This window comes from Citrobacter amalonaticus Y19, from assembly GCF_000981805.1.
In the GTDB taxonomy this organism is placed as follows: Bacteria; Pseudomonadota; Gammaproteobacteria; order Enterobacterales; family Enterobacteriaceae; genus Citrobacter_A; species Citrobacter_A amalonaticus_C.
In genome coordinates, this window is the sequence record NZ_CP011132.1 from 5,176,915 (window position 1) to 5,199,934 (window position 23,020).

19 protein-coding genes are annotated in these 23,020 nt (G+C 41.0%); 10 read left to right on the forward strand and 9 right to left on the reverse strand.

The features are described from left to right. Nucleotides 1-5: 5 nt before the first annotated feature. Nucleotides 6-1,949, reverse strand: coding sequence for a 2',3'-cyclic-nucleotide 2'-phosphodiesterase (gene cpdB / locus F384_RS24195; RefSeq protein WP_046495421.1), 1,944 nt, complete (start codon nucleotides 1,947-1,949; stop codon nucleotides 6-8). Between the two features lie 188 nt (nucleotides 1,950-2,137). Here cpdB and cysQ point away from each other — a divergent pair, with 188 nt between their 5' ends. Next, nucleotides 2,138-2,878 (forward strand): 3'(2'),5'-bisphosphate nucleotidase CysQ, encoded by a 741-nt coding sequence (gene cysQ, locus F384_RS24200; RefSeq protein ID WP_046495424.1) that lies wholly within the window; start codon nucleotides 2,138-2,140, stop codon nucleotides 2,876-2,878. Here the strand turns inward: cysQ and F384_RS24205 are convergent. Further along, nucleotides 2,868-3,425, reverse strand: coding sequence for a YtfJ family protein (locus F384_RS24205; RefSeq protein ID WP_046495431.1), 558 nt, complete (start codon nucleotides 3,423-3,425; stop codon nucleotides 2,868-2,870). The genes cysQ and F384_RS24205 overlap by 11 nt on opposite strands. A gap of 323 nt (nucleotides 3,426-3,748) precedes the next feature. On the opposite strand from F384_RS24205, the gene F384_RS24210 reads away from it, so the two are divergent. Continuing rightward, entirely contained in the window at nucleotides 3,749-3,955 is a 207-nt protein-coding gene (locus tag F384_RS24210) for a DUF1107 domain-containing protein (protein ID WP_004857160.1), read from the forward strand. 81 nt (nucleotides 3,956-4,036) lie between these two features. On the opposite strand, the gene F384_RS24215 is transcribed toward F384_RS24210, so the two are convergent. Beyond that, nucleotides 4,037-5,374 carry a hemolysin family protein gene (locus F384_RS24215; RefSeq protein WP_046495436.1) on the reverse strand — a complete coding sequence of 446 codons (1,338 nt, stop codon included), beginning with the start codon at nucleotides 5,372-5,374 and terminating at the stop codon, nucleotides 4,037-4,039. Nucleotides 5,375-5,597: 223 nt separating this feature from the next. On the opposite strand from F384_RS24215, the gene F384_RS24220 reads away from it, so the two are divergent. The 4 genes from F384_RS24220 to F384_RS24235 all read left to right on the forward strand — a co-directional run bounded on the left by F384_RS24220 (nucleotide 5,598) and on the right by F384_RS24235 (nucleotide 10,968). Continuing rightward, complete coding sequence (locus F384_RS24220) at nucleotides 5,598-6,797, forward strand: tyrosine-type recombinase/integrase (RefSeq protein WP_052746984.1); 1,200 nt, start codon at nucleotides 5,598-5,600, stop codon at nucleotides 6,795-6,797. A gap of 487 nt (nucleotides 6,798-7,284) precedes the next feature. Then, nucleotides 7,285-8,799 carry a type III restriction endonuclease subunit R gene (locus tag F384_RS24225; RefSeq protein ID WP_071162397.1) on the forward strand — a complete coding sequence of 505 codons (1,515 nt, stop codon included), beginning with the start codon at nucleotides 7,285-7,287 and terminating at the stop codon, nucleotides 8,797-8,799. A gap of 792 nt (nucleotides 8,800-9,591) precedes the next feature. Then, the gene (locus F384_RS24230; protein ID WP_046495440.1) at nucleotides 9,592-10,593 is read left to right on the forward strand and encodes a hypothetical protein; all 1,002 of its coding nucleotides are present in this window, start codon (nucleotides 9,592-9,594) and stop codon (nucleotides 10,591-10,593) included. 15 nt (nucleotides 10,594-10,608) lie between these two features. Next, on the forward strand, nucleotides 10,609-10,968 hold the full coding sequence (locus tag F384_RS24235; protein ID WP_046495441.1) for a hypothetical protein: 360 nt from the start codon (nucleotides 10,609-10,611) through the stop codon (nucleotides 10,966-10,968). A gap of 62 nt (nucleotides 10,969-11,030) precedes the next feature. On the opposite strand, the gene F384_RS30520 is transcribed toward F384_RS24235, so the two are convergent. Beyond that, a complete protein-coding gene (locus F384_RS30520; protein ID WP_226991615.1) occupies nucleotides 11,031-12,152 on the reverse strand; it encodes a hypothetical protein in 1,122 nt (373 codons plus the stop codon). Between the two features lie 23 nt (nucleotides 12,153-12,175). After that, entirely contained in the window at nucleotides 12,176-14,083 is a 1,908-nt protein-coding gene (locus tag F384_RS30525) for a metallophosphoesterase (protein WP_226991616.1), read from the reverse strand. Nucleotides 14,084-14,670: 587 nt separating this feature from the next. Here F384_RS30525 and F384_RS24245 point away from each other — a divergent pair. The 4 genes from F384_RS24245 (at nucleotide 14,671) to F384_RS24260 (ending at nucleotide 18,436) form a co-directional block, all read left to right on the forward strand. After that, nucleotides 14,671-15,246: a recombinase family protein gene (locus F384_RS24245; protein ID WP_046495444.1), complete on the forward strand. Its 576-nt coding sequence runs from the start codon at nucleotides 14,671-14,673 to the stop codon at nucleotides 15,244-15,246. A gap of 311 nt (nucleotides 15,247-15,557) precedes the next feature. Next, a complete protein-coding gene (locus F384_RS24250) occupies nucleotides 15,558-16,454 on the forward strand; it encodes a hypothetical protein (RefSeq protein WP_046495447.1) in 897 nt (298 codons plus the stop codon). Between the two features lie 13 nt (nucleotides 16,455-16,467). Then, nucleotides 16,468-17,175: a hypothetical protein gene (locus F384_RS24255; RefSeq protein ID WP_046495450.1), complete on the forward strand. Its 708-nt coding sequence runs from the start codon at nucleotides 16,468-16,470 to the stop codon at nucleotides 17,173-17,175. Nucleotides 17,176-17,596: 421 nt separating this feature from the next. Next, on the forward strand, nucleotides 17,597-18,436 hold the full coding sequence (locus F384_RS24260) for a hypothetical protein (protein ID WP_046495454.1): 840 nt from the start codon (nucleotides 17,597-17,599) through the stop codon (nucleotides 18,434-18,436). Nucleotides 18,437-18,471: 35 nt separating this feature from the next. Here F384_RS24260 and F384_RS24265 read toward each other — a convergent pair whose 3' ends face one another. From F384_RS24265 to F384_RS24280, 4 genes are all read right to left on the reverse strand, one after another. Continuing rightward, nucleotides 18,472-18,912 (reverse strand): hypothetical protein, encoded by a 441-nt coding sequence (locus F384_RS24265; RefSeq protein ID WP_046495457.1) that lies wholly within the window; start codon nucleotides 18,910-18,912, stop codon nucleotides 18,472-18,474. Then, entirely contained in the window at nucleotides 18,893-19,762 is an 870-nt protein-coding gene (locus F384_RS24270; protein WP_046495461.1) for a hypothetical protein, read from the reverse strand. The genes F384_RS24265 and F384_RS24270 overlap by 20 nt, the downstream gene beginning before the upstream one ends. A gap of 612 nt (nucleotides 19,763-20,374) precedes the next feature. Beyond that, nucleotides 20,375-21,919, reverse strand: coding sequence for an MFS transporter (locus tag F384_RS24275; RefSeq protein ID WP_046495464.1), 1,545 nt, complete (start codon nucleotides 21,917-21,919; stop codon nucleotides 20,375-20,377). Nucleotides 21,920-21,989: 70 nt separating this feature from the next. Continuing rightward, a complete protein-coding gene (locus F384_RS24280) occupies nucleotides 21,990-23,012 on the reverse strand; it encodes a Gfo/Idh/MocA family protein (protein WP_046495467.1) in 1,023 nt (340 codons plus the stop codon). Nucleotides 23,013-23,020: the final 8 nt, after the last annotated feature.

Sequence of the window (23,020 nt, forward strand, 5' to 3'; positions counted from 1 at the left end):
TAACGTTACTTGCTTAAATCCATCTGATAAATCGCGAAACCGATATCATCGGTGGCGACGTGTTGCAGGGGGTATTGGCCTTTCTCTTTGATAAACGCGGCGGCTTTATCACTCGGTGACGTTTCGAAGCGGATATCCAGTTTCGTCTCGCTGTGAATCGGCGCCAGACGCCAGTTGTTATCGGCGGCCGGATGAATTTCCCCGACACGTTTAGATTCCGCGCCAATCCATGCCGCCAGCACCGAGCGGTTCTCATCCGGTGACGCAAAGGCAATATGGCTGTCACCGGTTCCGGCAAACTTACCGCCATAGGCGCGATAGTTATTGGTGGCGACCAGGAAGGTGGCATTGGGATCAATCGGCTTGCCGTTGAAGGTCAGATTTTTAATCCTTTCCGCTGTTGGATTGACCGTCTGGCATTCGCCGTCATAACGTGCGGGCTGCGAGACATCAATCTGGTATTCCACACCATCGATCACATCGAAGTTATAGGTGCGAAAACCATCCCAGTTAATGAGCGACTGCGGCTTGCTGCTGGTGCTGTCTATTTGATTAAACTGTCCGGCTGAGCACTCAAGCCACTCTTTCACCTCTTTGCCACTGGCTTTAACAACCACCAGCGTGTTCGGGTACAGATAGAGGTCAGCGGCATTACGGAAGGTCAACTGGCCTTTTTCGACCTCGACAAAACTGGCCGGATCGTTCTTGCGCCCGCCGACTTTAAACGGCGCAGCGGCGGAAAGCACCGGCAGTTTCGCCAGGTCCGGGTCGCCCTGAATGAAATGTTCGACATAGGCTTTCTGCGCATTGTTGACCACCTGAACGGTCGGATCGTCCTGCACCAGCGCCAGATAGCTGTACATGTTATCAGCGGATTTACCGATAGGCTTACTGACGAATTCACGGGTCGCATCGTGGTCGGCTTTCAGAATATCCACCAGTTTGCTGTCTTCGGCAGCGAGCGATTTCTTCGCGGCGGCGTCGTAAATGGGGCGCGCTTCGGCTTTCGCCTGTGTCACCTGCCATTTACCGCTGTCGTTATTGAGCACCAGATCTACCACGCCGAGATGATCGCCCCACATGCCTGGCATCACCGCCGGTACGCCGTTCAGCGTCCCTTTCGCGATATCAGCGCCTTTGATGCTGGCAAAGTCTTTACCGGGGAAGACCGCGTGGGCATGACCAAACATGATGGCGTCCACGCCGGGCACGTCGCTGAGATAATAAACGGAGTTCTCCGCCATGCTCTGGTACGGATCAGCAGAGAGTCCTGAATGCGCAATCACCACCACCACATCGGCCCCTTTTTCGCGCATTTCCGGGACATACTGGCGCGCGGTGGCGGTAATGTCGTTAACCGTCACTTTACCGCTCAGGTTCGCTTTATCCCAGGTCATGATCTGCGGAGGGACAAACCCGATATAGCCTATTTTCAGCGTCTGCTTGTGGCCTTCCTGATCGACGACGTCAGTTTCTTTAATGAGGTAGGGGGTAAATAACGGCTTTTGGGTCTTAACGTCGATGATATTGGCGTTAACGTAGGGGAACTTCGCACCAGCCAGCGCCTTTTGCAGATACTCCAGGCCGTAGTTAAATTCATGATTCCCGAGGTTACCCACCGCGTAATCCAGCGTATTCAGCGCCTTGTAGACCGGATGGATATCCCCCTCTTTCAACCCTTTGGCCGCCATATAGTCGCCCAGTGGACTGCCCTGAATCAGATCGCCATTGTCGACCAGCACGCTATTTTTAGCTTCACTGCGCGCGGCGTTAATCAAACTTGCGGTACGTACCAGTCCGAATTTTTCGGTTGCGGTATCTTTGTAATAATCGAAATCCATCATGTTGCTATGTAAATCAGTGGTTTCCATTATCCGCAGATCGACGGTCGCGGCATTCACGCTGGCCGCGATCAGCGTGGCCAGCAGCGTTGCACTAAACTTAATCATCAGGGGGCATCCTTTTCAGATCTAAGCCACAAAAGAAAATGTATATAAATCTTCTTGCTTACAGAACTGTGAATCATGCATCAGTTTAGCAAGCAAAACCGCAGGCGCTATCACAGTTGGCGGATTCGCCTCTGATCGGGTATAAGTAAAACAATGAGTTAACGCCACGGCCACAAACGAGGTGGAGAATGTTAGAACACGTATGCCAGCTTGCACGGAACGCGGGCGATGCCATTATGCAGGTCTATGATGGAGTCAAACCGATGGAGATTGCCAGCAAACAGGACGATTCTCCGGTAACCGCGGCGGATATCGCCGCGCACGCAGTGATCCTCGAAGGCTTAACGACGCTGACGCCGGACATTCCGGTACTCTCTGAAGAGGACCCGCAGGCCTGGGAAGTGCGCCAGCACTGGCAGCGTTACTGGTTAGTCGACCCGCTGGATGGCACCAAAGAGTTCATCAAACGTAACGGTGAGTTCACCGTGAACATTGCGCTTATCGAGAAGGGCAAACCGATACTGGGCGTGGTCTACGCGCCGGTCATGAAGGTGATGTACAGCGCGGCAGAAGGCAAAGCCTGGAAAGAAGAGTGTAACGTGCGCAAGCAAATTCAGGTCCGCGACGCGCGTCCGCCGCTTGTCGTTATTAGCCGCTCCCATGCAGACAACGAACTGAAAGAGTATTTACAGCAACTTGGTGAGCACCAGACGACGTCGATTGGTTCGTCGCTGAAGTTCTGCCTGGTGGCGGAGGGGCAGGCGCAACTGTATCCGCGCTTTGGACCGACCAACGTCTGGGACACCGCCGCAGGCCACGCCGTCGCGGCAGCCGCCGGGGCGCACGTCCACGACTGGCAGGGTAAGCCGCTGGACTACACCCCGCGTGAATCGTTCCTTAACCCCGGCTTCCGGGTTTCTATTTATTGAGCAGCTTATGCAGCAGGGCAATCACCTGCTGCACCTCTTCCTGGGTTAGCGCCCCGTCCTTCGCCCACTGTACGCGACCGTCTTTATCAAGCACCGCGATAGCTGAACTCTCTTCATCCAGTTGCCAGGCCTTACGGGCCACGCCGTCACTGTCGACGATAAACTGCGACCACGGGTAGAGCTTCTTATTGCTCTCGAGGCTGCTGCGTACAAACATACCGGAACCTGGAATTGCGTCGTCGGTGTTGACGATTGTCGTGGTCTGGTAAACGTCATGGGGCAGTTTTGCCGCTTTGATGGCTTCAATCAGCGTCGCATTTTTTTCTTTGGCGGAGGTGCGTCCGGCGATGTGCTGAAGGATACGCACCTTTCCGGGCAACTGCGCGCTGTTCCAGCTTTTATAGCTGAACTTATCATTTTCAAGAATCAATTCGCCGCGATCGGCGATCCCTACCGGCGGGACGCGCTGGCCCGTTTCAAAGCTATGCGCGGAGGCCATCATGGGCGCTAACAGGCACGCCAGCGCCAGAATCTTACGTAAGGTCATGGTGTTTCCTTCTTATTGTTTGCAGGTGATCCGACCACTTGGGTCCGATTTTTAATCATATGTGCGAATGATGCTTTTTCCCGCAAGAGCGATGCCAGTTTGCGGACGGGCGCACAAATACTGCGAAAAACGAAGGCTTATACTGAGGACAGCGCCGTGATTCAGAGATGATTCTGATTAACTGTAATGGAAAGGTAAATAAACTTATACGCGCTGGAAACATCGTACAGATAGTCTATAGTCAAATGGCATTAAATTTTGCGCCTTAGAACGGTTGGACCGATTGTGGAACCACAAGGGCGTGACTTAAGCAGGAGATAACAATGAAAATTTTCCAACGGTACAACCCACTGCAAGTGGCGAAGTACGTGAAGATCCTGTTCCGTGGACGGTTATATATCAAGGATGTTGGCGCTTTTGAGTTTGATAAGGGCAAGATTCTTATCCCAAAAGTGAAGGATAAACAGCATTTGTCTGTGATGTCCGAAGTCAACCGTCAGGTTTTGCGTCTGCAAACTGAGATGGCTTAACCAAAGTGCTATGCAGTAGTTTAAAAAACGGCTCCCATTGGGAGCCGTTGATGTTTCTGACGCAGGCCTGACAGGCGCAAACTACGCTTTAACGTCTTCCTGCGCGTCCGGCAGTTTCGGCACCAGCACGCTCGGTTTACTGTCAAGACGGGTCACCAGCAACTGATCGATACGGTAGTTATCAATGTCCACCACTTCGAATTTGTAGCCCGAGAACTTCACGGAATCGGTACGTTTGGGGATTTTACGCAGCATGAACATCATAAAGCCGCCAATCGTCTCGTAGTTGCCCGACTGCGGGAATTCGTCAATATCCAGTACGCGCATCACATCATCGATCGGCGTACCGCCGTCAATCAGCCAGGAGTTCTCGTCGCGCGCCACAATCTGCTCTTCCAGACCCTGGCCGACCAGATCGCCCATCAGCGTCGTCATCACGTCATTCAGGGTGATGATACCCACGACCAGCGCGTATTCGTTCATGATCACCGCGAAGTCTTCACCGGCGGTTTTGAAGCTTTCCAGCGCTTCTGAAAGGGTCAGCGTATCCGGAACAATCAGGGTGTTACGGATCTGCACGCCGCTGTTCAGCGCCATGCTCTGATTCGCCAGGACGCGATTCAGTAAATCTTTCGAGTCGACATAACCAATGATGTGGTCAATATCTTCGTTACAGACGAGGAACTTGGAGTGCGGATGCTCCGCCACTTTGTTCTTCAGGCTTTGCTCGTCTTCATGCAGATCGAACCAGATCACGTTTTCACGCGACGTCATGGATGACGGCACGGTACGCGATTCCAGCTCGAACACGTTTTCAATCAGCTCATGTTCCTGTTTACGCAACACGCCTGCGAGCGCGCCAGCTTCCACCACGGCATAGATATCATCAGACGTGATGTCATCTTTGCGCACCATCGGTAGCTTGAAGATGCGGAAGATCACGTTTGCTAACCCGTTGAAGAACCACACCAGCGGTGTGAAAACAAACAGACAGAAGCGCATCGGGTTGATGATACGCAAAGCCACAGCTTCTGGCGCAATCATACCGATGCGTTTCGGGGTTAAGTCCGCGAAGAGGATAAACATACCGGTGACCAGCGAGAAGGAGAGAATAAAACTCAACTGCTCAGAGAGCTCTGGCGATATGTAGCGAGAGAATAAGGCGTTGAAGGCGGGGGAAAATGCGGCGTCGCCCACGATACCGCCAAGAATAGCGACCGCGTTCAGACCGATTTGCACCACCGTGAAGAACATCCCAGGGTTTTCCTGCATTTTCAACACGCGTTGCGCATTGAGATTGCCTTCGTCGGCAAGCAGTTTGAGTTTAATTTTACGTGAAGCGGCAAGTGAGATCTCGGATATCGAGAAGAACGCACTCACGGCTATCAGGCAAAGAATAATGAAAATACTGTTTAACATATTTTATCTAACCGTTCAGGTCAGATCCTCGGAAGGGAAATTGATAAATCCATGTGGTAATGCTTATTGAAAACCGGCTCGTAGAGGTGAGCCGGTAAGTTCAGGGGCTAGTATAGCGTAAGGGACTGTAAAGCCGCCAGAGGGTTAATGTTGAGCGACAATGTATCGATTAGTGTTGTGTTTGGGATTTGATGGGAACTATTCTCATTTAAAGAGGGTTTTCATGCAATCTTTACCGGATCTTTATCCAATCTTTATACAGCAAAATGTGCATTTTTTAGACAGAACAGCTTCCTCTGAACGCTCCTTTATATGGCAGCGTCGATTAGCAGGGAAACTTCTGCGGGTCAGCCTGCGGACGCAGGACAAAACGGTGGCTCAGTACCGTGCCATAAAGCTCACAGAAGCATTTATAAGGCTCTCTCAGCTAATGGGGCATTCAAATCTACACTTGATTCGTGAAACTCTTCTTAAGGCCAGAGATAAGCAAATAGAGGATGATTTTTTATCTGCCGTCACAACATGTCATGTCTTGCCTTACTCGACAATGCAAGAAAAAAACTTTGCACCGCTATTATCTTCAGTACTTAAAGAGTGGCTTGACGAGATGAGTTCTGATTGGGCGAAAAGTACCAAAGTACTTAATGAGAGAACGGTAAATGGTTTTCTGGAATGGTGCGGGGATATACCAGTAGGTTCAGTTACGAAGAAGACAGTGAGCACTTATAAAAAGTTTCTGGATAATTCGGGTAAGTCACCTCGGTCCAGACAAGATGCCATCATTAAGGTTTCTGCGATGTTCAATTTCGCTATGAAACAACGTGATTACATCGAGAAGAATCCTTTTTTGGGGATGAATTATAAAAATGTTGAAAATGTGAGTATTAAAACGGGGGTTTCCCTAATGGAACATCAAAAAATTATTGCATCTCAACATGTTGCAGATTCCAGAACCTTATGGTGGTTGCTAAACCTACTTTATTACACAGGCGTTCGTATTGGTGAGGCGATCCAAATCACTTCAAACGATTATATTGAGAAAGAAGATCAAGGAAAGCTAATCAAATGCATCAGTATTAATGATATTGGTACTAAAACCGTTAAGAACTGCGAATCTATTCGTGATATACCTTTAAGTGATAATCTTCTAAAAGCTGGTATATGGGAAGAGAAACCAATATATCATTGGGTTAATAATTCATCTGCAAGCAATGCCATAAGCAAGGCGTTCAAAAAAATAGGTATGAAGCATACGGCACATGACTATAGATATGGCTTATCAGATCGATTGCGAGACCTTCAGGAAGTTCCAGATCATATAAGATGCTCAATACTTGGACATGCTCATCAAACAATGACGGATAGAACATACAGGAGTAAACAACCACTTTGGCAAATGAAACAAGTCATTGATCGTGTCTAACCAACAAAATTTATATGATGGTGATTAAAATACGGGACAAATGAAATCTATATGATATAGTTTAAGTTCAAATCTTGAGTGTTTAATCACACCGTTTCATATCTCCGAAGCGGTGGTGATGTTTTTTATAGCTAAGTAATAGTAATGTTTAATAATAACTTATTCAAGTTATGGCTATTACTACAATGCCAGTTCCGAAAGATAACTATTTTAGGATTTATATTTTGGTATTACTGGTGGAGTTATATATGCAATATGTTTATAAAAAATAATAGTTCAATGCATTCATAGTATAGTTCACTAAAATAGTAGACTATTGATAAAGTGTATTAGACTGAAAATATGAGTATTGTAATGGCTAATGAAAAGCATAAACTTCATTATAATTAAAACTACAACACCTAAATACTAATAACTAAAACGACGAAAGGCCGACTCACTGTAACGAATCGGCCTTTCTAAATTAATCAATATGGAGCGTGTACAAATGATTAATTCTACATCTATTTATAACAAGTTTAAGTATGTATCTGCTGAGTGTGGTTCAGGTAAAACATATCAATTATGTAAGAATATCAATAAAGTGCTTAACACTAAAGGCAGTACTGAAAAGTTTATTATCGTACAAAATACACAGAAACTCGCTACAGATACAGCTAAAAACTTTAATAACTGCAAATTACTGATTAGCGATTTAATGCCCAGGAGTAAAAATGTCATTAATGAAGTTCTTGATTTCCTCAAAACACCTGTTGAGCGAGTTCTCATTATTAGTGATAAAACATTTTTTAGAATTCCTACAGATATGTTAGATGGGTGGCAAATCTGGCTTGATGATGTGACTAATTTCCATTCATTCAAAAATGTTAATGATGGTAATCAGAGAATCAAAGATATTATATATCATGATATTATGCAAGAACATGAGATTGTCGATGAAGAAAATAAAGAGTACTTAACGGCGAAAAAGAAAGCAGTCAAAGGAAGTTTAATAAACAAAATTACACAGGATCTTTCGGTTGTCAGTGAGAACGATATTTTCATTATGAATAGTGATTACTTTAATGACCCTGAGAAAGTTCAGTTAAGTATTCTTGGATGGAAAGAGCTTCGAAAGTATATTGGGTTGCCAGTAACCTTTATGGGAGCAAACTTCGAAAATTCATTGATTTATAAGGCAAGACCTAAATTATTTGAACAAATCAGTCTGGATGATCTACAACAACGAAAAGTATCTTTAAATGAACGCCTCAAAGTATACTATTTTTCAGAAAATATAAAATTATCAAAGACATGGAAGGATAGGAACCCCGACCAACTCCAGCGTGTTTATGATTACCTCTCTGAAGTACTCGACGGTCAGAACTACTACTGGACGAACAACAATACCGATAAACAGAAGCTGCATGAGGCTTACAGAATTAGCCCTGATGCGAGGGGGCATAACGACTACAAAGATCGACATACATGCGTCTGGTTAGCCTGTATGCGTCCTGACGACACAGAAGCGAAGCTGTGTGAGTTGCTATTAAAGATTACAGGTGAAGATATCCATCAGGCGAGAGAATACGAGAGCCTTCATCAGTTCGTTTTGAGAGGGATATCACGTCAGTTTAATAGTACCGAAACTCAGATTGTCTATGTGTTCGATAAATGGCAGGCTGAATCATTGAGTACGAATATTGAGCATGTTCCAGGGGTGCTAGATAGTGCTGCTGCTGGTGTACCCGGCAGACCGAAGGGAGCCAAAAACGTTAACAGACTGCCTGCACTGGACGGTAAAAAATCAAAACGTTTCAGCCGCTGGAAAATGGATAATCCGGGGCTTGAAATGGATTCGTTCCGTGAATTTCTGAACAGTGATACTAACCGCGATCTCAGTACTGAAGATAAAGCAGCCATGTTGAGGCGATTCGAAAAGGCTGTACAAAAAAGAGACGTAAACTCAGTCCGAAACACCGACATGAAAAGCAACAGTTTGTCCAAAAATAACCCCTTATAATATATACTTAAGAGAAAAAACGGACATCCATCAAGGAGCGAAAGCGAGTTAACTGCCTGAAATCAGGAGCGGCGAGAGCAAGCGAACTGTTTCGGGTAGTTAGTGAGAGTGCTCACGCAGTGAGTACTTGATAGCTATCCCATTGTTTATATAGGTAAAACAATTAAACAGCACCCGCGTTGCGTGTACTGTTCGCTGGATTCGGTTCTACTGCTGCGTTCCCTTCGGTCACTGGCAGAGCGAACCCAATCGCGTTTTTTTGTTCTGTCAGTAAGCACATAACTACCTGTTATTTCATTACTTATTTTACAAATAATTCCTTTGTGTACTTGGTGGGGTATCTGCTGTTTCAGGTACTGGAGAAGCACTATCCGTACTGCTCAGAGCGAAGCGACCCCGATCCTATCAATCCCCATTCATGATGGTGTTTCGGACAAAACGCACAGGAAGCCCCTTAACGCGATTTGCATCACTAACACATCTGAACCTACAAAGTCCCGTAAAACGCCTTAGAGACGCTTTAAGAGCGTCTGCGTGATGGAATCGCGAGTAGTCATAGTATTGAAATCAGATAGATAACCCACTCCCGGATTAGGAATCCACTTGATCGATTTCGCCTATCGATTTGTATTGAATTAATAGATATTGATAGTTTATAACGATCGATACATGTACTATCGATCGTTTATATCGATCGTTGTTGGGTGTTCATGTTATTCTTAAGTACCTGAACACGGATGGTTTCAAGTCCGTACTTTTTGGTCTGAAGGAAGCTAACGGGGTTACAAAACTATGAGAGTTGTACAACTGGTAATTTATGGATTCTGGGGTATCTGTCTTTTCGTTGCTGCAATGGGAAAGTTTGGTGATTTCTTCACTGCTGGTACTGGCTTCTGGTCGGTCGTTATGCTTTTCGTCGCTGGATTGTGCCAGCTACTGGCAAGTATTGCCTCGATCGTATGGGCATTTTATGGTACCGGTAATCTCAGAGCTAAATACTTGCCCTATAAGTTCGTGAATAATTATACCGTGCCAGTACTGGTCATTATGCTTGCTTTAATGGCAAATGCTGCCCGCTCTTCAAGCGATGAAGCCAGAGCACATAAACTTGGTTTTAAAGACGGCAAAGAGTTTACTATCGCTCGCGAAAATAATATTTCGAATGTTATTGATTACGCCAAATTTGCCGAAGAACAACGTATTAAAGTAGCCGAAAAGGATGAACAGGATAAGATTTCTAAGATGGTCGCAGAGTATGCAGTCATATTTTCTGATTCTGATGAAAAAGTACCAGAGTTAATCAAGAAAGATTTAAAAGAAAATCCAGAATTAACGCAGCAGATACTCAAAGAAATCACATCATACACTGATTCAGTAGACCGAACAGTATCGAAATTGGATTATATTAAATATGGCGTCAGTCATAGACAATACATGTCAGCGATTGAACACTCAGATTGTCGTATAAATTATAGTAATTCAATGTTTTCTATTGATGAATATTATAAAACACAACGTAAAATGAGAGAGGAAATGTATATAAACACTAACTGGGATATGATGCCGCCTATTGAAAGGAAGAAATTTCTCTATGACGGGGAACGTCTCACTTTGGCATATTTAAAAGAGCAAGCACCAATAAAAGAAAAATTTAATGCTTGTGTATTTAATCTTTTAAAAACAATACCACAACTTTCTCGCCCTAACGCAAGACCCAATATTGTATCTGAAGTTATTCCCGCTAAAATTAAATGTGTCAGAGAAAATGGTGGTAATGTAGATATGTGTTATTGATATAAGGTTATCTAAATGAAATATGTTTTAGTCATAGGATTGTTCTTGCTAATTTTTTCATTTTATTCATGGGCAACAGTTTCAGGTAGTAAAGAACAGAATGCATTCATCATTAATAGTGAAGTTATTTGTTTAAATGAGATACAGCAGAAAATGACACCTTTCTTTAAACAGTTTGAGCAAGAAAAGGGGGTTAAATACAAGTACGTTGTTAAATCAGGTCTGTCATATAACGATATGATAGGTCTACGGTTACAGATCAACCGAGTGGATTCGGGGCTGAATGTGCGTGTAGCCGATCTTGATTACTACTGGTTACAGGAACGTGGAAGCATGTGTCAGCCAGCGTACATGGTACTTAACCGCGATTGGTAATAGTCTTCCACTACTCGCGATTTGTTCTTAAAACTATCGCGAGTAGTGGAAACCATAACTTCTTATTTGTTGATTTTTTGAAAACCAATTTCTTTAGAAATTGTATCGTACTTTATACCCACGGCTGCACAAATTTTTTGTACTTGATTTTCTGGGCGTTCAAACATATACAAGTAATTAACGACGAAAGCTTTAACCAACAATTTTGATAGATTGTTTTTACTTAAACTTAAATTAAGTTGTCTTAGCTCTTCAGTTGGAATTGTCTGACCAACTTCTAAAACACTTGCAAGTTTAATTAATTTCCCCGCGTCACTGTTTTTGCTCTCACAAACTTTATCAATAACTGGCTGTAAATGGGTACTACCTATTGAAGATGCAATTTTTGATACAATCGAATAAGTTACCGTGAACAACATTTTGAAAAGGATTTTACGAGCTAATGCTCGAATATCTATCGATGCTAGATTCTTATTGCCAGAAAGGACCTCATTTATTTTTTGTTCAAGAGTATCAATTGTCTTCTCTGGCTCATCACGAGCAGAGCTTAACAAAAAATTCAAGGATCTCAATGGAGCATTTATTGCTTCATCTAAGAGCAATTCTTTTTGGGAAATTTTCAGTGACCCATAATAATTCCTTGAGAGCTGCCCTAATAATTCTAAAGATTTTACAGTTAAATTCAACTCAAGATTTAAATCAATACCTTTATACAATTGCTTTTTATCATTATGCTCATCTTTAGTAAGATTTTCATCAGCATCTTCAGCATCTTCAGCTTCATCGCTCCCATCCCTAATATCTTTTGAGTCTTCAACTTCTCTTCTGAATTCAAGTCTGTCTTTTTGAATAAATGATACTTCTGGAAGATTATCCACAATGCTATTAATGAAATCTGTATCTAAATCAATTGTAGCAGGTTCAAATTGATTGAATAATAGCTTGGTTTGCTCCGTAATAAGATCTAAAATAAACTGGTCCTTAGAATGATGAGTAAGGAACATTAAAATATTCATACTTTGCTTGAGATGTAGGGATGATGCTAATTTCTTAATTTCATCAACTACTTCAGCATCTCTAAGATGATCTGAGAAATACTTGGCTATGAAGAAATAGTAAACATAGTTATATTTAAATCTATAATAGTCTGGCTCAATAACCTCTATCACTTTGGCTTTTTCCAAAAGATCGAAACGGTCTCCAAAATCTAGTTGAACACCGTACTCAGAACAAAATGAATTATTGAAATTCCAAAGATGCTCTTTACTTTCCTCGGGTTTATTTTTTTGTAGAAATAATATGATAACTCTGTTATATAATTAAAAACTTCATCCAGCTGCTCTTTACGGACGTACGCACTTGCCAAACTGCTGGTGATCAAGAATTGGTAATAATATCCATATGAACTTGTCTTTAAATCTGTTGATTGCTCATTATCAATAGACTGAAGCATAGTTAATAGGAAGAAAGGTGTTGAGGGTATGTAATTCTTTCCAATAATAGTATTAATCATCTTGGTTGAGGAATCATTGGCATGAATGAGAGTAGACCTCTCTTCGGCACAAGTCGATTTTAGTGTATTCCAGCGATTTGCTAATTCATACCTGAGTCTAAAGCCAAATTTCAACATCTGATATTGCTTGTAATCTGAGGTGAACGGACTTGATTCGATTATATCGGCACCAGCAAATTTGCAGCTATCACTAAGTGTAATGATTATTTTATCAAATATTTTTTCTAAAGGGGACAAAAACGCTCTAAGGGAATTGGAGCTACCCTTTATATCTTGGAAGTCATCAATTAGTAATGTTTTTTCAGCTCCATACGTAGCGAATTCAGCTAATGATCTATTGTTGTATTGTGAAGTCACTGCATCAGTGAGTACTTTCTGTATGGTTTTACTGGATTTTTTAATTGTATTCCCATCTAAAAATAACACGAGCTTTTCTTTCTTTATCGTGTCTAAATAGTATTTCTTTAGAATCGTTGTCTTTCCACAAAACTCATCTCCAATTAGAATTATTCGGCTTTCATTATTATTAAGTAATTTTCTCGAAGATATTTTTCGTGTTTGTTCTTTCTCATCCGAGAGATCCCTAATGTTCGGATAAACAAAAACATCATCCAATGTTAATTTTTTGGCGGTTGGATGGATGTACTCAGCACCAAGGGTTTGCAAAAAACCATGAAATTGCTTACTAACTTCGAAATTGTTGGATACGAGTCCTTTTTTTGACTCAATAACATCACTTTTAAGGAAGTTTTGACCTTCATTATAAGTGCTGCCATCCCAAATATATGTACTTACCAGTATATCACTACCCTCGATTTCAAAAGTCATAAAACCATTTTCTAAAACGTGATAATCATCAATGGGCAGAGACTCTATCATTAATGTAGTAGAGGACTCGGTGTCTATTTTAAAAGAGTCACTAACATGTTCATGTCCGGTAAGAGCGATTGAGTAATTATTCCTTATTATATTTCTAATGGCTTTCCCATTGTTCGGCTCAAACCATGATAAGGGGTGGTGAAACATTATTATGCTATTGTAAGGCTCAGGACATTTTAGTACTTTACTCTCCGGGTAAGTTATATCGCCACCACGCTCATGTATTTTTGAGCACCAGGCAGTGTTTAACGTCAGAACTGAGAATTTTTCAGATGACAAATTTATTTCATAAAGCTTACTGAGATTGGTTTTTTCAACAGGTTCAAAACTACTAAATTCTTCTTCGAATTTATTGTAATCTTGCATCCCGGAGCTAACAAAAGAGATTGCTGCATCGTCTATTTTATCAATTGGGATTGACAGCATAGTATTCCGTGCAATTTCGGAATAATCTCCAAAGTTATGATCATGATTGCCAGGACACATTATAAGATAATATTTTTCTTTCATCACTTTGAACAACGATGAAATAGAGTCATATTCCTCTTTTTTACCACTGAATGCTATATCTCCAGAAATCAATATAATAACATATTCTTTTCTTTTTAATATTTTTTGAATATCTATGATTTCTATAAGTGATTTGATTTTTTTCTCGATATTTGCTTTGTTTTTTATAGAAAGATGTACATCACTGAAATTTACAAATAAAATATTATCCATAACCTCTCCAAGTATTGTAGCTTACATTTTTGATATATAGATGTTATGATGCATCAGATATACATGATATGCTTTATTTTAAAAAAATCCACTTGAACTTTTGTACTAATGAATTTAATGCAAATTATTCATTGTTGAAACTGAGTTAATCCATTTAGCTAAGCACGAGTGGTATTGTTATCTCGATTTGTAGTAGTTTTTAACTTTTTTTAAGCACAACTAAAGTACTGGTCTTTAGTTCGCAAAATAATTAAATCCCAGGCATCCCGATTTCTGACAAAAAAGTTAAAGGGATCGTTTACTTAGATAAAAGTACAGTCAGTTTTTTTCTGCACGATTTGAAATCTCGTTCGTCTGATCAGGTTCAATCCCCCCGACCAAATGCCTTGTACTCAGATCTCAGTACCGAACTTTTCACTAATCCTGTATTGGCTAAAAGATGAACGATCTAAAATCTCTTTTGAGTACTCCCTTGTGATACTCCTCTTTTGCGTCTCGTTTAGTATCATTTAGATGTTGAATGAATTTAAATGATACTGTATCATTCAATTAATTCAAATGATACAATCGGTAGTGAGGGCAGGAAAATGATTTTTGGTTATGCAAGAGTCTCAACGAAGGATCAGAATCTTGAGCGTCAGTTGGCAGTACTGGAACCTGTTTGCGATAAAATTATTACAGAAAAAGAATCAGGAAAGTCCACCAGCGAACGGCCTGAATTGTTGAACCTCCTTTCTCACCTCCGCGAAGGTGATACCCTCATTACCCATTCTATTGATCGCCTTGCACGTAATACCCGCGATTTGCTTGAGATGATTGATAACCTCGTGGCTCGAGGGATCACTGTTCAGTTCCTTGCAAACTCTATGAGTTTTGATAACTCCCCGCAATCCCGCCTGATCTTAACTATGATGGGAGCAGTTGCAGAATTTGAGCGAGGTATGATCGCATCACGACGCAACGAGGGGATAGCTCTTGCTAAAGAGGCGAAGAAGTACAAGGGTAAGCAAAAGAATAAGGAATTACACAATAAAATCATTGATATGCTTCAAGCCGGGAAGAACACACCAGACGAGATCGCAAAGCTGTGCGATTGTGGCAGGGCTACAGTGTTTCGCGTGAAGAAAGAAATGCTCTCCAGTACCAATGATGTTGAACACTGATATAGTGACAGTAGTATGTGTACAAATCATTTTTCTTGGAATCCTTTCGATACTTTGGCTCCAGTACGATAAAATTATTCGCGATGCTTACATTAAAATATACCGCTACACATCAAATACGGATATTTCCTTTAAAAATGTGATTTCCATAACGCAATATCTTTATTTTAACTTTTATAATTAAAAGTTTAATCATCTTGGATGTAATAATCCCCATAGTATGATGTTACTGATTAGTGACTTGTTTTTAGTGAGTTTTATCGGACACAGTAGTAAAGTATTCGAAACATAACTATCAAATAGGAAGTCGCATGTTTTTGTGGAAATGTATTAAGCCTCATTCTGTCCAGACAACAAGCTCTACCTATCAAGAGACCAGTGATGTTGACCCCTACCATCAAGAATATATTGACCAGAATAGAATCTACTTTAACAAACTATTAGGTTCCCGATTAAGTGGAAAATCAAGAGTAACGTTATCTGATATTACCATTCTTAAGGAAGCGTATGATAAAGCTCATTCGATAAGAAACTTTGAAATAGAACTCTTTTGGAAGAGGGCAAGTTATTGCTTCACTATAATTGCGGCGTTAATAACACTTTGCGGTGTACTTGCATCAACATATTTTAAACCAGATATAAGTGAACGTGATCACAATCTTCTGTTACTCATAGCTTTTATATCTTTCCTTGGTGTGGTTTTTACTATAATGTCACATTTAATGACGGTTAGTGGTGAGTATTGGAAAAGAAATTGGGAACTTCATATCTCAATGCTGGAACCACTTTTTTCAGGAAGAATATATTCTACACATCTGGTCTCATCCGAAAATAGAACATCCATTTCAAGAATGTTACTTCTTTTCTTCATGGCTATATATGTATGCTGGTTAGTTATTCTAGGTTTTGTGCTAAAAGAAAATGAAAACTTTATCATCCCATTGTTCATTATTTTGGTGGCATCCGTAGTATATATAGTGATTTTTACTTTCTCTAAAAATAAAACTCAAGATGTGTTTGTTACATCTTATTTTGTTCGTATAATACATAAAGACAATTTAAGTGGTTCTCTCAATAAATTCATAAATAAATTTCTCGTTATTTCCTTCTTCATCTCTACTTACGGTTTAATAATATTCTTAAGCATTATGTATTATAATTTTGGTAACAAGATTTTTAACGTCGATTTTTTACTTTCATTATTCTAAAAGAGATTATGATATGGAATTAAAGTATTGGAATCGTGGTTTGTTAGGGTTAACTGTAGCCATCTTATCTTTGGCCGGATTAGTATTGTTGAAGGTACTGTTTATAGGTGAAAGAGAAATAGAGTGGGGATCAATTAGTGATTGGGTTAGTGCTATATGCAATATAGGGCTTTTATGTGCTGCCACTTGGGCCGGGAATATAACAAATAATTGGTTAAAACAGAAGAAAAGAATGAATACCCTTGACTCAGCACATCAAATTGCAATTCAATTTGATAAGAAGTTGTGGTCTATAAATAATCGCCTTTATGCTGATGTATTGTTTCGAAAAAAGATAGTCAATGACATTGTTAATAAAATGTCAAATGTGGATATAAATGAAAAAATAATCTCTGAGATCGCCAGGATTACTACTTCTGACCTTACTGAGTTAAGTGAGATATATAATGACAGAACCCTCTTAGGGCGGTTTAATGTCACAGTAAATGATACCTTTAATAAGGTGATTACGGAAATATTATCATTGCGTAGTGATTATTTAAATTCACATTATGAATACTTATTATTACTTGCAAAAAATATAGATTTTATAGAGTGTGATGAGGTAAAGAAAGCTGAATCAAAAGTAATTAAACTACAGAAACAAATAGCCACTATTTTTGAAAAGAAATTGGGGTTGAGAAATATTGATAGTGATTATTCATTTGGTGAAGATTTATAATGCAGCATATCGGTGCTTACATAAGATCTAAGAATGTCTGGATTTTTAACATTTATTGCATAACTTGTGTTGATTTATGTGTTTTATATAAAACTATATTTTGACTGTAATAATAAAGTCCATTTTACATGGCTCTTTTTATTTAGTCCTTTTTAAGTCGTAAAATCGATTTAATGAATCAGTACACAATGGAAAAAGGTAGGTTCGCTTTGTGTATACTTATTTGAGATCGTTTGTGTGTTAGAAAACCATGCTCACAATACTCTCATAATTACTGTGTCTTTTTTAGGCATCTATGATGTAAACAGCATGGTAAATTTCTTATATTTGTCACATTAGTAATGTTGCTTGATAAAATACTTAATGATTTTTATGTCCAAAACGGGTTAACATTCTGACAGACTGATAAGGAGATCTTATTGTGAAAAATGGTAAAACAAAAAATATAAGACAATACAAGAGAATTATCAATGTCATTTTAAAATACATGGTGGCATTTTTTTTAGGTGGTTTTGTTTGGATGTTTATCGATGTAAATGTTACAAAAGGAATTGATGCATCATTTGTTTCAGCCGTGATGGATACGTTTGTTGTGATAATTGCATTTTCGGCTTTAATCAAAGCACAACAGTTTTGGTTGGATAAGACAAAGCAGGAAGGGCATCATATTGCGTTAAAATTATTAAATGATAGCTTACTTCAATCTACGCTTTCTCATAAGCTGGGAATTCCAATTTCAAAAATGGAAGCATTTTTTAGAGGGTATATAAATGTAATTCAAAATTTGGAAAAAACGCCTAATGATTTTCGGAAGCAAAAAGAATTAAGCTTTGTAACGGAACTTTCGAAACTTCATGATGATCTTAATGATATTTTATATCAAACGCTTTTTCCTTATAATCAAGAGATTCAGTTTAATATTTTTAGAATGAGAAATACGGGCATAAATTTTAGCGAGAATAGGTATGGGGCGTTATTGTCAGGGCACTTTGAAACTCATAAAGAATTAACAATTGGGTTGGAAAGCCTTATATATGAGCTCAGGCAGTTTCTCTCTCACTTCTATGGCGGTGAGTTCTTATCTTCTTATGAAAATAAAGATATTCTTTACCCAGAGAATAGCAGTGAATTTATGGTATATTTGATGTCATTATCACAAAATACAAAAGCATTAATGAAAAAGATAAATCTTCTCAGAGAGAATTTAAATGAAGTGACAAATAGCAAGCAAAACTTGATATCCTATTTTGATTTTAGTTGATGTTTTTTATAGAGGACACACTACCCCTTTAATTATTAATTAAGGTTGGCTTTTTTCAAATCATAAATTGATAAATTGTCACTAAAATATCTTATATTAGCAAAAATAAACAAAAGTATTTGTAGTACCCCAAGGTATATGTTTGGTTTTAGTGCCATTAAAATATAAATTACTATGTTTGAAGTAAGTCCAAAAACAATTCTTTTGGTAACATAGTATTCTAATCCATGATCTGCAACTTTTTTTAAACTGATACTATTTGCGGTTATTTGACTAATTAATTGGCCATAAATTATAAATGAAGCTATTGACCAATCAGACACCAAAAGTACGTCAATAAGACTCATAGAATAAAGCTTTATGAATATAAGAACGGCAAAAGGTAATAATATAAAGTACCACGCGGAAACAAGCCTTTTCAAAAAAATTGTTTTATCGGTATCACCTTTGGCTAAATTAGAAATGAAGCGGTTCATTTTTCATTTCCTTATTATATTCAATTATGTCAATCACCTCAGATATTTCTGCATGCATTACCTTGTTAAATTTGTTGTCTTTTTTATTCTTTATAACTAAATTCATTCTTGCAAGCATTATATCACTTGGCCCAATTGGCGGCACTAATCCTGATTGGTAACGTTCCAGCCAAATTTTATCCATCATTACAGCATCAAATCTTTGGTTCATATTTAAACTTTTACAATCCCAACGTGAATTTCCGTCATTAACTGGTTTGACTATGAATAACTTGTCTGTAATGCCATTTTTAATAATTTTATCGTCAATGTATAAATCATCCAAGTTTGCTGAGAATTTAAAATGAGTGTTTACTTTCACTGCATCTTCTTTTTTTAAAATTAAATCTACAGTTTCATCCTGCCTTAAGTTTAAATTGGCATCAGCCAAACGCTTTAATATTTTTGCTAAAGTTTTTTTCTCAATTTGAGGCTGAGCTATTGTAAATATCTCAGGAAAAGACTCTGTTAGGTTCTCATCAACTTTTTCGGCAATTTCATCTATTTGTTCTTCATTCTCAATATTTGAAATTCCCTTTAATACTTTGGTTGTTTCACTTGCCTCTTTCAAAAGTTTAGCAGTAACTAAATCGATAGCTTGATCATGTCTTTTTTTCAAAAAAGTGATTAATGAACCTTTTTCAACTGTATCAAGGACGAAATTGAATTCATTTTTACAGCCTACTGTTTGTGACAATAATTGTATGAGATCTTCATAGGCACTAATGTACATTGCCATTGCTTCAAATACTTTCTCTGGCCTATTCCTACCAATTTTGTAATCAATTCTAATTCCAAAGGTATCTGCCATTTCAAAACCCTTTTTCACTGAGTTAAGGCAATATACTTCATTTAAGGACACTCGCAAATTTATATCTATTATAGCTGTGTTTTTATACAGGTAAAGCATTTTTAACTATCGAATCGTACTACAGCATTTCGATGAGGATAAGTGCATCATACTATGGGGGGTAACCTGCTAAAACATATATAATTTCATTTGTGGGTGAAATGCTAAGCGATTGATTTTAAAGAGAACATGTTTGTTCAATTCTTTCGGAAGATACAGGTACTAATGTTCAGGTGATACTATAAATTAACTTCAATTATCACGATCAGTTTAATCATATTAAAAGACATTACTTAAGCTAAACAAAACCTACCAACTTGATCCCTTCTGTTCTCTGTCGTATGGTCCAATACTCTTAATCACCATCAAACCCGCACTAACACTGACATTCTGCTCCAGTAAAGTAGATTCAAAATGGCTGTTTAACATATTTTATCTAACCGTTCAGGTCAGATCCTCGGAAGGGAAATTGATAAATCCATGTGGTAATGCTTATTGAAAACCGGCTCGTAGAGGTGAGCCGGTAAGTTCAGGGGCTAGTATAGCGTAAGGGACTGTAAAGCCGCCAGAGGGTTAATTTTCAGCGGTAGCCGTTCGGCTCTTATTTCTTGCGTCTGGCGCGGCATCCCATATTTCATCGTAGGCGAAGCCGGTGAGTGACTTAATGACAGCGCGGGTCTCTTCGTCGCAGTCTTCACATTTACCGCCGAGCTTGCGGCGCGCCACCTCTTTGATCAGGATTTTGTGCGTCTTTTGCGTCAGCTTAAACCGGAACGTGGTGTAAAAGCTGACGGCCAGCAGGGCGGCGGTCGCAAATATCATCAGACCAATAATGGCGTGTAGTGCGCCGATGGGCTGCGAACCACCGCCTTTGACAAAACCGCTCTCTTCCAGCACCACGCCAATCAACATAATCGCCAGCGCAACGGTGCTTTTGCGGGTCAGCACCATCACCCCGGCAAAAATACCTTCCCGACGCTGGCGGGTGACTATCTCATCCACATCCGGAATAAAACTGTAGATATTCCACGGGATGTAATACAACCCGGCTTTTGCCAGGCCGAACAGGACAAATATTGCGGAAAAGAGCAGGGCCGGGAGATGGATATCGCCCAGGTAAAGGGTAAAAAGACAGGCAAGGACGAAGAAAATGCTGCCATAGGAGAGGCGCAGTGCCGCAGAAGGCGTCATGTTGAGCTTATTCATCAGCAGCATAAAGCCGAACGTACCGGGGACCGAAACAAACGCTGCGATACTTAACAGTCCGGAAACCGTGGCCGCATCCTGTTTTAATCCATAGATCACGTAATAAGTGAAAACGGAACCAAAGACATCCAGGGCGGTAAATGAACAAATATAGATAAGAATATGCTGGCGAAAAATACGCAGCTTAAAGGCGGAAAAAAGATCCACAACCAAATACTTCAGATGGTTAAATAATCCTGTACTACGCTGGGTGTCCGGTGTGAATTCATATTCTTCCCGCACATCTTTTGCTTCCCAGGTCGTCGCCCAGGTTGTGAATACGGCGACACAATAAATAATCGCAAATACGATCCCGGTCAGAGTATAGGTCAATGAATTATCTTTACCTGTATATTGCATAATAATGCCAGGTACGGAAACCGCTAAAAAGCCGCCCAGTTGTGAACACATCATGCGCACGCCAGAGAGGCGAGTACGTTCGCTGAAGCGGTTGGTCATCTCTGCCGACAGCGTCTCCCAGGGCACCAGCACCATCGCCGAGAGCAGTTCGATGGAAAGATAGGTTCCCAGGTAATACCAGTAACTCATGTCGGTAATCCACACCAGCGCGTAGAGAAACATGAGCGGAGCACTTATCAATAAAAAGAAACGACGGCGGCCAAATTTTTTGCCAGCCCAGGTATTGCCAAAGTTGTCGGTAATATAACCCATCACCGGACTTAATATTGCATCAATGATACGTGCAATTGCGAATATAGATCCGGCTTCCAGTACAGACAGTCCACAATAGGTGGTGTAAAAAAATAACAGCCAGGTGCCAATAACTGCGAATGCACCGCCACCAAATAAATCGGTTACGCCGTAGCCAATTGCTACGCCGTAACCTACTCTACGTTCAGTAGGTTTCGCCATATGATTATTCCTGTAGTATGACTTGATTGCCGGACGAGCCTTATCCGGCCTGAATTCACTTTCTGCGGATTTATTTCTCCAGGTTTATCCAGGTGCGTAATTGCGACGAACGATAAATGGCATCAACGATTTGCAATGACTTAGCCGCTTCGTGAATGCTGCATACGCTTCCGGTGGTGGGATGGTGTAGGGCGTAATAGAACTGACGGATCGCTTCACGATGGCCGATGCCCCAGTAGCTTTTGCCGCTGCCGTCAGGGGCTGCGTCGGTTGCCCGCTTTTGCCGCGTCTCCCCGTTGATATGCCACAACTCGCTCCCCTCAAGGAGCAACGTGCCTTTTTCGCCGTGTATTTCCAACTGGAGCGGTGAGTTGGTGGTGTGGCAGTTGCTGGCATAAAACAGTCCACGCGCGCCGTTGCGAAAGGCAAAGGTCGCCATGGCGCTGTCTTCACCGTCGATGGTACTGGCAAGCCAGGTGCTGTCGACCACCCCCTTGACCCGCGTCACGCCCTCGGCAAACCATTGCATCAGATCGAGCGTGTGGATAGCCTGGTTGATCAGCAGGCAGCCACCTTCGGTGTCCGCTTTTCCACGCCAGGGACTGGCGGTGTAATAACTGCCGTCACGCGACCAGGTTAGCACTGCTTTAATCGCGAGCATCTTGCCGATCGCGCCCTCCTGCAATTGCTGTTTAATGGCGAGACTGGTGGGATTGAGCCGGTTCTGATAACAGATCCCAAGCATGCCCCGCGCATGGGCGAGGGCCGTCTCGACTTCAGCCACGTCCAGCGCGCGCATCACGACCGGCTTTTCGCAAAACACATGTTTCCCTGCCGCCAGCGCGGCGATGATCATCGGTTTATGCAGATAGTGCGGGGTGCAAATATGCACAACGTCGATCGCGTCATCCCAGAGCATTTCGCGGTAGTCATGATAAAAATGGCAATCATAAAGCGCTGCCAGCTGTCGTCCTTTGTTGATGTCCGTTTCGGCAATCGCGCGCAGCCTGACGTTGGGCAACTGTTGTAGCGCCTCAGCGTGGACGGCATGGATAGCGCCACCGCCGATAATGGCGGCATTCACTGTGTTCATGGTGCCTC

What these genes read in the sequence shown, in the direction of transcription:
- F384_RS24265 (WP_046495457.1), bottom strand. Translation starts at nt 18,912, where the DNA reads ATGAACCGCTTCATTTCTAATTTAGCCAAAGGTGATACCGATAAAACA.
- F384_RS24230 (WP_046495440.1), top strand. Translation starts at nt 9,592, where the DNA reads ATGAGAGTTGTACAACTGGTAATTTATGGATTCTGGGGTATCTGTCTT.
- F384_RS24250 (WP_046495447.1), top strand. Translation starts at nt 15,558, where the DNA reads ATGTTTTTGTGGAAATGTATTAAGCCTCATTCTGTCCAGACAACAAGC.
- F384_RS24210 (WP_004857160.1), top strand. Translation starts at nt 3,749, where the DNA reads ATGAAAATTTTCCAACGGTACAACCCACTGCAAGTGGCGAAGTACGTG.
- F384_RS24280 (WP_046495467.1), bottom strand. Translation starts at nt 23,012, where the DNA reads ATGAACACAGTGAATGCCGCCATTATCGGCGGTGGCGCTATCCATGCC.
- cpdB (WP_046495421.1), bottom strand. Translation starts at nt 1,949, where the DNA reads ATGATTAAGTTTAGTGCAACGCTGCTGGCCACGCTGATCGCGGCCAGC.
- F384_RS24245 (WP_046495444.1), top strand. Translation starts at nt 14,671, where the DNA reads ATGATTTTTGGTTATGCAAGAGTCTCAACGAAGGATCAGAATCTTGAG.
- F384_RS24270 (WP_046495461.1), bottom strand. Translation starts at nt 19,762, where the DNA reads ATGGCAGATACCTTTGGAATTAGAATTGATTACAAAATTGGTAGGAAT.
- F384_RS24225 (WP_071162397.1), top strand. Translation starts at nt 7,285, where the DNA reads ATGATTAATTCTACATCTATTTATAACAAGTTTAAGTATGTATCTGCT.
- F384_RS24215 (WP_046495436.1), bottom strand. Translation starts at nt 5,374, where the DNA reads ATGTTAAACAGTATTTTCATTATTCTTTGCCTGATAGCCGTGAGTGCG.
- F384_RS24205 (WP_046495431.1), bottom strand. Translation starts at nt 3,425, where the DNA reads ATGACCTTACGTAAGATTCTGGCGCTGGCGTGCCTGTTAGCGCCCATG.
- F384_RS24275 (WP_046495464.1), bottom strand. Translation starts at nt 21,919, where the DNA reads ATGGCGAAACCTACTGAACGTAGAGTAGGTTACGGCGTAGCAATTGGC.
- F384_RS24255 (WP_046495450.1), top strand. Translation starts at nt 16,468, where the DNA reads ATGGAATTAAAGTATTGGAATCGTGGTTTGTTAGGGTTAACTGTAGCC.
- F384_RS24220 (WP_052746984.1), top strand. Translation starts at nt 5,598, where the DNA reads ATGCAATCTTTACCGGATCTTTATCCAATCTTTATACAGCAAAATGTG.
- F384_RS30525 (WP_226991616.1), bottom strand. Translation starts at nt 14,083, where the DNA reads ATGGATAATATTTTATTTGTAAATTTCAGTGATGTACATCTTTCTATA.
- F384_RS24235 (WP_046495441.1), top strand. Translation starts at nt 10,609, where the DNA reads ATGAAATATGTTTTAGTCATAGGATTGTTCTTGCTAATTTTTTCATTT.
- cysQ (WP_046495424.1), top strand. Translation starts at nt 2,138, where the DNA reads ATGTTAGAACACGTATGCCAGCTTGCACGGAACGCGGGCGATGCCATT.